Here is a 12,141-nt window from a genome sequence, read left to right as displayed (position 1 = left end):
GTCGTCCTGCCTCCGGGCCGGTTTCCGGCCACCATGGCCGATCCTCGGGCCTCCGTCCGGGCGACGCGACCGCTGCCGGGGCGGTTCATCCGACCGGCGCAGGGGTCAGCGGGGGAGCCCGTCCGCCCGGGCGGCCAGGTCGCCCATCAGCAGCTCGGCGTTGATCACCGTGCCGGCCCGGTAGCCCGCCCCCGCCGCGTTGACGACCTGCTCGGTCGGGCCCGTCACGTTCCCCGCCGCCCACACGCCGGGCACGCTCGTCCGGCCGGTGTCGTCCACCTTCACGAAGGACCCGAAGGGCGTCTCGTACAGCTCCGCGCCCAGCCGGCGCAGCACCCCGTCGCGGGTGACGAGCCGGGTGGCCGCCGCGAAGACCACCTCGCGGCCGACGGTCCGCCCGTCGGCGAGCCGGACCCCGGTCAGCCGGTCGTCCTCGGTCACGACCGCCTCGACCGAGCCCTCGACGGTGGTGACGCCCGCCGCGGCGAGCAGCCGCGCGTCCTCCTCCGTGACCTCGGCGCCGTTCAGGAAGAGCGTCACGTCGGGGGACCAGTGCGAGACCATCAGCGCCTGATGGGCCGGCATGGTCGCACCGGCGATGACCCCGAACGCCCGGTCCCGGACCTCCCAGCCGTGGCAGTACGGGCAGTGCAACACGTCCCGGCCCCACCGCTCGGCCAGGCCCTCGATCTCCGGCAGCTCGTCGACGAGGCCGGTGGCGACGACCAGCCGCCGGGCGGTCAGCGAGGTCCCGTCGGCGAGCCCGAGCACGAAGCCCTCGCCGTCCGCCGCGGCCTCCGTGACCTCACCGGGCCGTACCTCGACGCCGTACTCCTGCAGCTCGCGGCGGCCCGCCGCGAGGAACTCCGCCGGGCTCATGCCGTCCCGCGACAGATAGCCCTGCATGTGGGCGCTGGGCGCGTTGCGCGGCTCGCCCGCGTCGACGACCAGGGTGCGCCGCCGCGACCGGCCGAGGATCAGCCCGGCGCTCAGCCCGGCCGCCCCGCCGCCGATCACCACGACCTCGTAGGCGTTCTCGTCCATGCTCTCTCCCAGGGGTGCGTCCATGCCGTGAGCCTCACCCGGGACCCGCCTCGACGGCAAGGAAACTTGCCGTTCCTGCAACACTGGACGCATGACCGAAGACGACCGCATCGACGCCGTGCTCACCGAGGTCGGCCCCCGGCTGCGCCGGGTCCGCCGCGACCGCGGGGTGACCCTGGCCGAGCTCTCCGCCGCCACCGGCATCTCCGTCTCCACCCTCTCCCGCCTGGAGTCCGGGCAGCGCAGGCCGAGCCTCGAACTGCTCCTCCCGCTGGCCCGTGCCCACCAGGTCCCGCTGGACGAGCTGGTCGGCGCCCCGCCGGTCGGCGACCCCCGGGTGCGGGCCCGGCCGATCGTCCGGCACGGCCGCACGATGTATCCGCTGACCCGCCAGCCCGGCGGCCTCCAGGCGTACAAGGTGATCCAGGAGAAGGCGTCCGAGCAGCCGGACCCGCGGGTCCACGAGGGGTACGAATGGCTGTACGTCCTCTCCGGGAGGCTGAGGCTCGTCCTGGGGGAGCACGACGTGGTGCTGGCCGCGGGGGAGGCGGCCGAGTTCGACACGCGGGTGCCGCACTGGTTCGGCCCGACCGCCGACGGTCCGGTGGAGTTCCTGAGCCTGTACGGACCGCAGGGCGAGCGGATGCACGTCCGGGCGCGGCCCAAGAAGTCCGGCTGAGTGGTTCCCCCGAAGGCAAGCGACCGCTTAGTATGCGGCCGACCGCTCGGTACGGACGGAGGCTCGACGGATGCAGGCATGGCGAGTGCACGAGAACGGCGAACCCGGCGCGGTGATGCGCCGCGAGGAGGTGGACGTCCCCGAACCCGGGCCCGGCCAGGTCCTCCTCAGGGTCCGCGCCGCCAACGTCAACTTCCCCGACGCGCTGCTCTGCCGCGGCCACTACCAGGTCCGGCCGCCGCTCCCCTTCACCCCCGGCGTCGAGATCTGCGGCGAGACCGAGGACGGCCGCCGCGTCATCGCCACCGCCGCCCTCCCGCACGGCGGCTTCGCCGACCACGCCCTCGCCGACGCCACCGGCCTCCTCCCGGCCCCCGACGCCCTGGACGACGCCGAGGCCGCCGCCCTCCACATCGGCTACCAGACCGGCTGGTTCGGCCTGCACCGCCGCGCCGCCCTCCGGGAGGGCGAGACCCTCCTCGTGCACGCCGCCGCCGGCGGCGTCGGCAGCGCCGCCGTCCAGCTCGGCAAGGCCGCCGGCGCCACCGTCATCGGCGTGGTCGGCGGCCCCGCCAAGGCCGCCGTCGCCCGCGCCCTCGGCTGCGACGTCGTCATCGACCGCCGCTCCGAGGACGTCGTCGCCGCCGTCAAGGCAGCCACCGGAGGCCGCGGCGCCGACGTGATCTACGACCCCGTCGGAGGCGAGGCGTACCAGCAGTCCGCCAAGTGCGTCGCCTTCGAGGGCCGCATCGTCGTCGTCGGCTTCGCGAGCGGCACCATCCCCGCCCCCGCCCTCAACCACGCCCTGGTGAAGAACTACACGATCATGGGCCTCCACTGGGGCCTCTACGCCCGGCTCGACCCGGCCGCCGTCCTCCGGTGCCACGACACCCTCACCGCCCTCGCCGCGAAGGGCACCGTCAAGCCGCTCGTCGCCGAACGCGTCCCCTTCGCCGGCGCGGCCGACGCCGTCCAGCGCGTCGCCGACGGCACCACCACCGGACGCCTGGTCGTCCTCCCGGAAGGAGCCCGCGCATGACCGACGCCGCAGAACTCCGGCAGCGCACCCGGGACCTGCTCGCCGAGCACCCGCCCGCCACCACCGACCGGCTCGACTTCCTCCGCGCCCGCTTCGACGCCGGCCTCGCCTGGGTCCACTACCCCGTCGGCCTGGGCGGACTCGACGCCCCCCGCGCCCTCCAGGCCGTCGTCGACGCCGAACTCACCGCCGCCGGCGCCCCCGGCAACGACCCCCGCCGCATCGGCATCGGCCTCGGCATGGCCGCCCCCACCCTCCTCGCCTACGGCTCCGACGAGGTCAAGGCCCGCTTCCTGCGCCCGCTGTGGACCGGCGAGGAGGTCTGGTGCCAGCTCTTCAGCGAACCCGGCGCCGGCTCCGACCTCGCCGCCCTCGGCACCCGCGCCGTCCGCGACGACGCCACCGGCGACTGGACCGTCGACGGCCAGAAGGTGTGGACCTCCAGCGCCCACACCGCCCGCTGGGCCATCCTCATCGCCCGCACCGACCCCGACCTGCCCAAGCACCGGGGCATCACCTACTTCGTCTGCGACATGACCGACCCCGGCGTCGAGGTCAGGCCGCTGCGCCAGATCACCGGCGAGGCCGAGTTCAACGAGGTCTTCCTCACCGGCGTCCGCATCCCCGACGCCCACCGCCTCGGCGAGACCGGCGACGGCTGGCGGGTCGCCCAGACCACCCTCATGAACGAACGGGTCTCCATCGGCGGCGCCCGCATCCCCCGCGAGGGCGGCATGATCGGCAAGGCCGCCGCCGTCTGGCGCGACCGTCCCGAACTGCGCACCCACGCCCTGCACCGCCGGCTCCTCGACCTCTGGGTGGACGCCGAGGTGGCCCGCTTCACCGGCGAGCGGCTGCGCCAGCAGCTCGTCGCCGGCCAGCCCGGCCCCGAGGGCAGCGCCATGAAGCTCGCCTTCGCCCGCCTCAACCAGGCCATCAGCGGCCTGGAGGTCGAACTCCTCGCCGACGACGGCCTGCTGTACGACGACTGGACCATGCGTCGCCCCGAGCTGGTCGACTTCACCGGACGCGAGGCGGGCTACCGCTACCTGCGCTCCAAGGGCAACTCGATCGAGGGCGGCACCAGCGAGGTGCTGCTCAACATCGTCGCCGAGCGGGTCCTCGGACTCCCGCCGGAGCCCCGCAACGACAAGGACGTCCCCTGGAAGGACCTCGCCCGATGAGCCACGAGCCGGACCTCCTGTACTCCGACACCGAGGACGCCCTGCGGGACGCCGTCCGCTCCCTGCTCACCGACCGCGCCGGGCACCAAACCGTGCTCGACCGGATCGAGACCGGGGACCCGTACCCCGCCGGCCTCTGGTCCGCGCTGGCCGCCGGCATCGGCGCCGCCGGCCTCCTCGTCCCCGAGAAGCTCGGCGGCCAGGGCGCGAGCCACCGGGAGGCCGCGGTCGTCCTGGAGGAGCTGGGCCGCGCGGTGACCCCCGCCCCGTACCTCACCGGCGCCGTCGTCGCCACCGAGACCCTGCTCGCCCTCGGCGCCACCGACGGCCCGGCCGCCGCCCTCCTCGCCGAACTCGCGGCGGGGGAGCGCACCGCCGTCCTCGCCGTCCCCTTCACCACCGCGCCCGGGACGCCCTTCGAGGCCACCGGCCCGGTGCGGGCCGTCGCCGACGCCCAGGCCGCCGACGTCCTCCTCGTGCCCCGCCCCGACGGCCTGTACGCCGTACCCGCCGCCGAGGCCGCCGTCACCCCGCTCACCCCGCTCGACCTCACCCGCCCCCTCGCCGTCGTCGACGCGAGCGCGGCGCCCGGCACCCTCCTCGCCGGTCCCGAGGAAGCGCGGGCGGCGGTGCGGCGCGGCCTGCTCGCCGGGGCGGGACTGCTCGCCTCCGAGCAGCTGGGACTCGCCGAGTGGTGCCTGGAGGAGACCGTCCGGCACACCAGGGAGCGGTACCAGTTCAACCGGCCGGTCGGCTCCTTCCAGGCGCTCAAGCACCGGATGGCCCAGCTCTGGCTGGACGTCGTCGGGGCCCGCGCCGCCGCCCGCGCCGCCGCCGACGCCCTCGCCACCGGAGCGGCCGACGCCGAGCTGACGGTCGCCGTGGCCCAGGCGTACTGCTCCGGGGTCGCCGTCCGCGCGGCCGAGGAGTGCGTCCAGCTGCACGGCGGGATCGGCATGACCTGGGAGCACCCGGCCCACCTCGCGCTCAAGCGCGCCAAGGCCGACCAGCTCGCCCTCGGCTCGGCCGGCCACCACCAGGACGTCATCGCCGCCCTGACGGACCTCCCGGCCCCCGCCTGACCCACGCCACGACGACCCGGCCGGAACGGCACCCGGCCGGGTCGTCGTGCGTCCGGGGCCGACTCGCCCGTCCCCGTACGAGTCGGGGTTCACGGCCGGGGGCAGCCGCCCGGACGCGCACCGGCCTCCGCGGCCGGGACAGCCGCCCCCCTAGGAGTCGCCGTCCGCCGGCGGGGGCAGCCACCCCGTACGTTTCGGCGCTCCCCGCCGGCGGCGGCCGCCGCGTGCGCACCGGCCTCCGCGGCCGGGACAGCCGCCCCCCGTACGGCCGGACCCCCGCCCGCTCAGCCGTCCTCGCCCGCGCGGCGGGCGTAGACGAACAGGTGCTCCTCGGGCTCGCCGCCGGCCACCTCGGGCCGGAAGACCGACAGTTCGGCACGGAGCACCTCCAGGCCGCACTCCTCCCGCAGCAGCCCCAGGTACGCCTCGGCGGAGAAGCTGGAGACCCGGGCCCGGCGTCCCATCCAGACGATCTCCAGCCCCTCGACGTCGGCGGGCACCGTCGCCGACACCAGCAGCCCGCCGGGCGCCAGCCACGACGCCATCCGCCGCAGCGCCCCGATCTGCTCCTTCCGGTCCATCATCAGCAGCGGGAAGAAGGCGCAGACGGCGTGGTAACCCCCCTCCGGCGGGGTGTGCCCGCGCAGATCGCCCTGTTCGAAGCGGGCCCCCGGCACCTGTGCCCGCGCCAGCTCCACCATCGTCGCGGAGACGTCGACGCCGGTCACCCGGTGGCCCGCGGCGACGAGCAGTTCGGCGACCGGCCGCCCCGTACCGCTGCCCGCGTCCAGGACCCGGGAACCGGGGGAGAGCCGCCCGGTCAGCCAGTCGACCGCCGCGAGCTGCGCGGGCAGCCGCCCGAACGCCCGCTCGTAGTCGAGCCCCACCCCGTCGAAGAGCTCGGCGGCCCCCAGCACGCCGGGGCCGTTCTCCTGGTGCGTCTCGCTCATCGTCACTCCCGGTCTCGTGGATGTCCGGGGCGGACTACCCCGCCAGGAGCGCCCTCGCACCCGTGCTGTTTAATTGCATGCTGTTCGCAATAGCATTTAATCTTCAAAAAGGGGTGTGGACCCGATGGCCGCCCGAACCGTCCGCCGCGCGACCGCCGCGCTCGCCACGGGGGCCCTCGCCCTCACGACCGCGGCCTGCAGCAACCCCGGCGCCGACACCGCCGGCTCCGGCCCCAAGGACTCCGCGGTCGTCGGCATCGCCTACGAACCCGACACCCTCAGCCCCCTCCTCGGCTACGGCAAGGACGGCAACTCCAAGATCTTCGACGGCCTCCTCGCCTTCGACGCCGACATGAAGCTCCAGCCGGCCCTCGCCGCGAAGCTCCCCCGCGTCAGCGACGACGGACTCACCTACACGTACACCCTCCGCCCCGGCGTCACCTTCAGCGACGGAGCCCCCTTCACCGCCAAGGACGTCGTCTTCACCTACGAGACGATCCTCGACCCGAAGACCAACAACCCCTCCCGCACCGAACTCGACGCCCTCAAGAGCGTCGAGGCCGTCGGCGACGACACCGTGGTCTTCCACCTCAAGTACCCCTACGCCCCCTTCGCCGAGCGCACCGTCCACGCCATCGCCCCCGAACACGTCGCGGGCGGGCAGGACGTCAACACCGGCGCCTTCACCACCAAGCCCATAGGCACCGGCCCCTACGTCCTCACCGGCTGGTCCAAGGGCGAGAAGCTCACCTTCAAGGCCAACCCGACGTACTGGAACGGCGCCCCCGCGGTGAAGCGGTTCACCATGGCGATCATCAAGGACGACGACGTCCGCGCCACCCGCCTGCGCGCCGGCGACCTCGACGGCGCCATCCTCCCGCCCAACCTCGCCGCCGGCTTCGGCAGCGACAAGGGCAGGAAGACCTACACCGCCAAGACGTACGACTACCGCACGGTCACCCTCCCCACCCACAACCCCGTCGCCGGCGACACCGCCGTCCGCCGCGCCCTCGACGTCGCCGTCGACCGCCAGACCATGGTCGACAAGATCCTCGAAGGCGCCGGCAAGCCCGCCTACGGCCCCGTCCCCACCGACAGCCCCTGGTTCGCGAAGGGCACCGAGCGCCGCCACGACCTCGCCGGCGCCCAGAAGATCCTCGACGAGGCCGGCTGGAAGCCCGGCGCCGACGGCGTCCGCGTCAAGAACGGCGTCCGCGCCTCCTTCCCCCTCTGGTACCTCTCCGGCGACAAGCTCCGCCAGGACCACGCCCTCGCCTACGCCTCCGACGCCCGCAAGGCCGGCATCGAGATCAAGACCCAGGCCGGCACCTGGGAGGTCATCGAACCCCGCATGAAGACCGACGCCGTCCTGGCCGGCGGCGGCTCCCCCGGCGACCCCGACTTCGACCAGTACCTCCTGCTCAAGTCCACCCTCGCCGGCGACGGCTTCAACAACATGGCCTGGTACGACAACGGGACCGTCGACCGCGCCCTGGAAGACGGCCGCCGCACCGACGACCCCGCCAAGCGCAAGGCCGCGTACGACACCGTCCAGCGCGCACTCGTCGCGAACCCCGGCTACACCTTCCTCACCCACATCGACCACCTCTACGTCGTGAACGACTCCTGGGACGGCCTCAGCACCCAGATCGAACCCCACGACCACGGCCTCGCCGCCGGCCCCTGGTGGAACGTCGAGACCTGGCAGCCGAAGAACAGCGGGGGCACGAAGAAGTGAGCCGCCGCCTCCCCTGGGGGGCCATGGCCCGGATGACGGGACGGCGCGCCCTCGCCGCCGTCCCCGTCCTCCTCGGCGTCACCCTGGCCGTCTTCGCGGTCGCCGAAGCCTCCCCCTTCGACCCCGTCAAGGCGTACGCCGGCACCGCCGGCCTCACCGCCTCACAGGACAACCTCGACCAGCTCCGCCACAACCTCGGCGTCGACCAGCCCCTCCTCACCCGCTGGTGGGAATGGCTCACCGCCGCCGTCACCGGCGACCTCGGCGACTCCGCCGTCATGCGCCGCCCCGTCGCCGACGTCATCACCGAACGCCTCGGCTGGTCCGTCCTCCTCGCCGCCACCGCCTTCCTCGTCGCGATCGCGCTCGGCACCCTCCTCGGCGTCCTCGCCGGCCGCCGCCGCGGCGGCCTCCTCGACCGGACCGTCAGCGCCCTCGCCTACACCCTGGAAGCCGCCCCCGCCTTCTGGCTCGGCCTCCTCGCCATCTGGTTCTTCGCCCTCCGGCTCGGCGTCCTGCCCGCCGGCGGCCTCACCGACACCGCCAGCGACACCGTCACCCCCGACCAGGTCGCCCGCCACCTCGTCCTCCCCGCCCTCGTCCTCGGCGTCTCCCAGCTCCCCTGGTTCTTCCTCTACGTCCGCCAGGGCGTCGGCGACGCCCTCGACGAGGACCCGGTCCGCGGCGCCCGCGCCCGCGGCCTCGCCGAACGCACCGTCCTCACCGGCCACGCCCTGCGCGCCGGCATGCTCCCGATGCTGACCCTCATCGGCTCCCGCGTCCCCGAGCTCATCACCGGAGCCCTCCTCGTGGAGACCGTCTTCAGCTGGCCCGGCATCGCCGCCGCCACCGTCCAGGCCGCCACCGCCGTCGACTTCCCGCTGCTCGCCGCGCTCACCGTGCTCGCCACCGCGGCCGTCCTCCTCGGCAACCTCCTCTCCGACCTCCTCTACGGACTCGCCGACCCCAGGGTGGGCTTCGATGGCTGACCCCCGCACCCACCGCCTCCGCCTGTGGACCTCCGCGCTCGTCGTCGGCGCCGTCGTCCTCGCCGTCCTCCTCGTCCCCCCGCTCGTCCAGCTCGACGAACAGGCCGTCGACCTCTCCCAGAAGCTCCTCCCGCCCTCCTGGGAGCACCCCTTCGGCACCGACGACGTCGGCCGCGACCTCCTCCTGCGCTGCGTCTACGGCCTGCGGATCTCGCTCCTCGTCGGCCTCGTCGCCGCCCTCGTCGCCACCGTCCTCGGCACCGCCGTCGGCGCCGCGGCGGGCGCCCTCGGCGGCTGGACCGACCGCACCCTCATGCGGCTCGTCGACGCCTTCTCGTCGGTGCCGCACCTGCTCCTCGGCATCTTCGTCGTCGCCCTCTTCCGCCCCGGCGTCTGGCCCGTCATCGCCTCCGTCGCGGTCACCCACTGGCTCTCCACCGCCCGCATCGTCCGCTCCGAAGTGCTCTCCCTGCGCACCCGCCCCCACATCGAGGCCGCCATCTCCGGCGGCGCCTCCCGCCGCCGGGTCGCCACCCGTCACCTCCTGCCGGCGGTCCTCCCCCAGGCCGGCCTCGCCGCCGTCCTGATGGTGCCGCACGCCATGTGGCACGAGTCCGCCCTCTCCTTCCTCGGCCTCGGCCTGCCCAGCCACCAGGCCAGCCTCGGCAACCTCGTCCAGTCCGCCCGCTCCTCCCTCCTCTCCGGCGCCTGGTGGCCCACCCTCTTCCCCGGCCTCTTCCTGATCCTCCCGACCCTCGCCATAGCCGGCCTCGCCGGCACCTGGCGCGACCGCCTCAACCCCCGCCGCCGATCGGAGCTGATGCTGTGAACGCCCGCGTGGCCCGCGCGCTGGACGCCGTCACCGCCGAACGCGCCGAGAACGCCCTCCTCAGCGTCCGGGGCCTCACCGTCCGCTTCCGCCTCCGCGGCGGGCGGACCGTCGCCGCCGTCACCGACGCCGACTTCGACCTGGCGGCGGGGGAGTGCCTGGCCCTCGTCGGCGAATCCGGCTGCGGCAAGTCCGTGCTCGCCTCCGCCCTCCTCGGCCTGCTCCCCGCCAACGCGGAGACCAGCGGCACGGCCCTGACCGACGGCACGGACCTGCTCGCCGCCGACGAGAAGACCCTCGCCCGCTCCGTACGGGGCCGGCGCGTCGGACTCGTCCCCCAGAGCCCCGCCGCCCACCTCACCCCGGTCCGCACCGTAAGGGCGCACCTGGAGGAGACCGTCCGCGCCCTCACCGACACCCCGCGCGCCGGGCGGCGCAAGGCCGCCGAGGACGCCGCCGACCGCGCCGCCTTCCCCGCCACCCACCTCGACGCCTACCCGCACGAACTCTCCGGCGGCCTCGCCCAGCGCGCCGCCACCGCCCTCGCCCTCATCGGCGACGCCCCGCTGCTCCTCGCCGACGAACCCACCACGGGACTCGACCGCGACCTCGTCGAGCGCACCGCCGACGAGCTGCGGCGCCACACCGACGACGGCCGCGGCCTGCTCCTCATCACCCACGACCTCACCGCCGCCGCCCGCATCGCCGACCGGGTGGCCGTCATGTACGCCGGCCGGATCGTGGAGATCGCCCCCGCCCACCGCTTCTTCGGCACCACCGGCCCCGCCCACCCCTACGCCCGCGGTCTCCTCGACGCCCTCCCCGACCGCGCCTTCACCCCCATCCCCGGCATGCCCCCGGAACTCTCCGACCTCCCCGAGGGCTGCGCCTTCGCCGCCCGCTGCCCCCGAGCCACCGACCTCTGCGCCACCGTCCCGGCCCTCCGCGCCGGCGTGGCCTGCCACCACCCGGAGCGGCCCCGTGCTTGAACTCGACGCCGTCACCGCCGGCTACACACCCCGCGAGCCGGTCTTCCGGGGCGCCTCCCTCACCCTGGCCCCCGGCGAGTCCGTCGGCCTCCTCGGCCCCAGCGGCTGCGGCAAGTCCACCCTCGCCCGCGTGGCCGCCCTCCTCCACCGCCCCGACGCCGGCCGCCTCGTCCTCGACGGCACCGAGGTCACCGCCTGGCGCCACCGCGCCCCGCGCGAGCAGCGCACCGCCGTCGGCGTCGTCTTCCAGCAGCCCCGCACGGCCGCCGACCCCCGGCTCTCCCTCGCCGACCTCATCGCCGAGCCGCTGCGCGCCACCGGCCGCAAGGCCGAGGCGGCCGCGCGGGTCGCCGAGCTCGCCCCGGCCGTCGGCCTCACCCCCGAACTGCTGACCCGCCGCCCCCACGCGGTCAGCGACGGACAGCTCCAGCGCGCCTGCCTGGCCCGCGCGCTCAGCCTGAGGCCCCGCTGGCTGGTCTGCGACGAGATGACCGCGATGCTCGACGCCTCCACCACGGCCGCCCTCGTCGCCGCCGTCGAGTCCTACCGCCGGGAGACCGGCGCGGGCCTCCTCGCCGTGGGCCACGACCGCGTCCTCCTGAACCGCTGGTGCGACCGCACGGTGGAGTGGAAGGACTGCCTCCGCACCCCCGGCGCATGATCCACGCGGATCTCACCCGTATGGCCGCCCCGCCGTTCCCTCGGACGGATCGCCCATTCCGCCACACTGTCCGCCGAACGCCGCAATTCCGGTGCGGCAGACGAAGGACGTGAGACCGATGGCCGTTTCCGTTTCCGTGGTGGTGCTGCTCCTCGTACTGACCGTGATCTACCTGCGCAGCGGCGGCCTCAAGGTCACCCACGCCATCGTCTGCGCCCTGCTCGGCTTCTTCCTGGCCGGCACGAGCATGGCCCCCACGATCCAGAACGGCGTGGCCGCCACCGCCGAGGTCGTGTCCAGCCTCCGTCCGTGATCACCCGGGGGTGGCGTCCCACCCCCGGGGTTGACACGGCCTCGCCCGATCCGTAATGTTCTCCGAGCTGTCCGACGTGAGTACCGACTCCAGTCGGCCCCGGACGGCCATTCCGCAAGAACCACTGAGCCCTACGATCACGATTCGTCGTGTCGTTCTGCTTTCCGTTCGTTTTTGCGAAATGAGGATCCAAACCCCCCGATTCGCATCGGGGGCGGGGAATCCGCTAAAGTCTCACTCGTCGGAACGGCCCGAAAGCCGGGAAGACAACCCCCTTCTGACGGGGAATCGGACGCCGAAAGGGTCTGATAGAGTCGGAAACGCCGGAAGGGCCCGGAGCGAAAGCGAAAGGGACCGGAAAGCACCGAGGAAATCGGGTCGGAAAGATCTGATAGAGTCGGGAACGCAGGAAGCGCCCGGAGGGCCTGGGAACAGGAACGAAGGAAGCGTCCGCACCTTGAGAACTCAACAGCGTGCCAAAAATCAACGCCAGATTAGTTGATACCCCGTCCAGCCGGTTTCGGTTGGTCGAGGTTCCTTTGAAACAAAACACAGCGAGGACGCTGTGGACAGCGGGTCCTATTCCGGTCCGTCTGTCCCGCTCAACGCGAGTGTCACCCGATCACGGGTAAACATTCACGGAG

General features: G+C 74.1%; 12 protein-coding genes. 10 read left to right on the top strand and 2 right to left on the bottom strand.

Annotated features, from left to right (window positions below; genetic code table 11):
• Positions 1 to 105: 105 nt before the first annotated feature.
• Positions 106 to 1,068, bottom strand: a complete 963-nt coding sequence (locus tag IE321_RS02290) for an NAD(P)/FAD-dependent oxidoreductase (protein WP_226652676.1) — start codon at positions 1,066 to 1,068, stop codon at positions 106 to 108.
• A 67-nt stretch (positions 1,069 to 1,135) separates the two neighbouring features.
• Between IE321_RS02290 and IE321_RS02285 the strand changes: the two genes are divergently transcribed.
• The 4 genes from IE321_RS02285 (at position 1,136) to IE321_RS02270 (ending at position 5,028) form a co-directional block, all read left to right on the top strand.
• A complete protein-coding gene (locus IE321_RS02285; protein ID WP_043227642.1) occupies positions 1,136 to 1,723 on the top strand; it encodes a helix-turn-helix domain-containing protein in 588 nt (195 codons plus the stop codon).
• Positions 1,724 to 1,793: 70 nt separating this feature from the next.
• Positions 1,794 to 2,762 (top strand): NADPH:quinone oxidoreductase family protein, encoded by a 969-nt coding sequence (locus tag IE321_RS02280; protein WP_079022283.1) that lies wholly within the window; start codon positions 1,794 to 1,796, stop codon positions 2,760 to 2,762.
• Positions 2,759 to 3,946, top strand: coding sequence for an acyl-CoA dehydrogenase family protein (locus IE321_RS02275; RefSeq protein WP_190221523.1), 1,188 nt, complete (start codon positions 2,759 to 2,761; stop codon positions 3,944 to 3,946). The genes IE321_RS02280 and IE321_RS02275 overlap by 4 nt, the downstream gene beginning before the upstream one ends.
• Positions 3,943 to 5,028, top strand: a complete 1,086-nt coding sequence (locus IE321_RS02270) for an acyl-CoA dehydrogenase family protein (protein ID WP_190221522.1) — start codon at positions 3,943 to 3,945, stop codon at positions 5,026 to 5,028. Before IE321_RS02275 ends, IE321_RS02270 begins: the two co-directional genes overlap by 4 nt.
• Positions 5,029 to 5,312: 284 nt before the next feature.
• On the opposite strand, the gene IE321_RS02265 is transcribed toward IE321_RS02270, so the two are convergent.
• Entirely contained in the window at positions 5,313 to 5,978 is a 666-nt protein-coding gene (locus tag IE321_RS02265) for a class I SAM-dependent methyltransferase (protein WP_190221521.1), read from the bottom strand.
• Positions 5,979 to 6,102: 124 nt separating this feature from the next.
• Here IE321_RS02265 and IE321_RS02260 point away from each other — a divergent pair, with 124 nt between their 5' ends.
• The 6 genes from IE321_RS02260 (at position 6,103) to IE321_RS02235 (ending at position 11,497) form a co-directional block, all read left to right on the top strand.
• Positions 6,103 to 7,716 carry an ABC transporter substrate-binding protein gene (locus IE321_RS02260; protein ID WP_190221520.1) on the top strand — a complete coding sequence of 538 codons (1,614 nt, stop codon included), beginning with the start codon at positions 6,103 to 6,105 and terminating at the stop codon, positions 7,714 to 7,716.
• Positions 7,713 to 8,705, top strand: coding sequence for an ABC transporter permease (locus IE321_RS02255; protein WP_190221519.1), 993 nt, complete (start codon positions 7,713 to 7,715; stop codon positions 8,703 to 8,705). The genes IE321_RS02260 and IE321_RS02255 overlap by 4 nt, the downstream gene beginning before the upstream one ends.
• Entirely contained in the window at positions 8,698 to 9,534 is an 837-nt protein-coding gene (locus IE321_RS02250; RefSeq protein WP_043227634.1) for an ABC transporter permease, read from the top strand. Before IE321_RS02255 ends, IE321_RS02250 begins: the two co-directional genes overlap by 8 nt.
• Complete coding sequence (locus tag IE321_RS02245) at positions 9,531 to 10,523, top strand: ABC transporter ATP-binding protein (protein ID WP_226652675.1); 993 nt, start codon at positions 9,531 to 9,533, stop codon at positions 10,521 to 10,523. Before IE321_RS02250 ends, IE321_RS02245 begins: the two co-directional genes overlap by 4 nt.
• On the top strand, positions 10,516 to 11,184 hold the full coding sequence (locus IE321_RS02240; protein WP_190221517.1) for an ABC transporter ATP-binding protein: 669 nt from the start codon (positions 10,516 to 10,518) through the stop codon (positions 11,182 to 11,184). Before IE321_RS02245 ends, IE321_RS02240 begins: the two co-directional genes overlap by 8 nt.
• A 118-nt stretch (positions 11,185 to 11,302) precedes the next feature.
• Positions 11,303 to 11,497, top strand: a complete 195-nt coding sequence (locus IE321_RS02235; RefSeq protein ID WP_043227631.1) for a hypothetical protein — start codon at positions 11,303 to 11,305, stop codon at positions 11,495 to 11,497.
• The last annotated feature ends 644 nt before the right edge of the window (positions 11,498 to 12,141 follow it).

Source organism: Streptomyces hydrogenans, from assembly GCF_014656075.1.
Classification (GTDB): domain Bacteria; phylum Actinomycetota; class Actinomycetes; order Streptomycetales; family Streptomycetaceae; genus Streptomyces; species Streptomyces hydrogenans.
This window is presented reverse-complemented; position numbering and strand designations above follow the sequence as displayed.

Bases quoted from the DNA above. Each gene is read 5' to 3' on its own strand.
- IE321_RS02260 (WP_190221520.1), top strand. From the start codon at position 6,103: ATGGCCGCCCGAACCGTCCGCCGCGCGACCGCCGCGCTCGCCACGGGG.
- IE321_RS02290 (WP_226652676.1), bottom strand. From the start codon at position 1,068: ATGGACGCACCCCTGGGAGAGAGCATGGACGAGAACGCCTACGAGGTC.
- IE321_RS02270 (WP_190221522.1), top strand. From the start codon at position 3,943: ATGAGCCACGAGCCGGACCTCCTGTACTCCGACACCGAGGACGCCCTG.
- IE321_RS02280 (WP_079022283.1), top strand. From the start codon at position 1,794: ATGCAGGCATGGCGAGTGCACGAGAACGGCGAACCCGGCGCGGTGATG.
- IE321_RS02250 (WP_043227634.1), top strand. From the start codon at position 8,698: ATGGCTGACCCCCGCACCCACCGCCTCCGCCTGTGGACCTCCGCGCTC.
- IE321_RS02285 (WP_043227642.1), top strand. From the start codon at position 1,136: ATGACCGAAGACGACCGCATCGACGCCGTGCTCACCGAGGTCGGCCCC.
- IE321_RS02235 (WP_043227631.1), top strand. From the start codon at position 11,303: ATGGCCGTTTCCGTTTCCGTGGTGGTGCTGCTCCTCGTACTGACCGTG.
- IE321_RS02265 (WP_190221521.1), bottom strand. From the start codon at position 5,978: ATGAGCGAGACGCACCAGGAGAACGGCCCCGGCGTGCTGGGGGCCGCC.
- IE321_RS02275 (WP_190221523.1), top strand. From the start codon at position 2,759: ATGACCGACGCCGCAGAACTCCGGCAGCGCACCCGGGACCTGCTCGCC.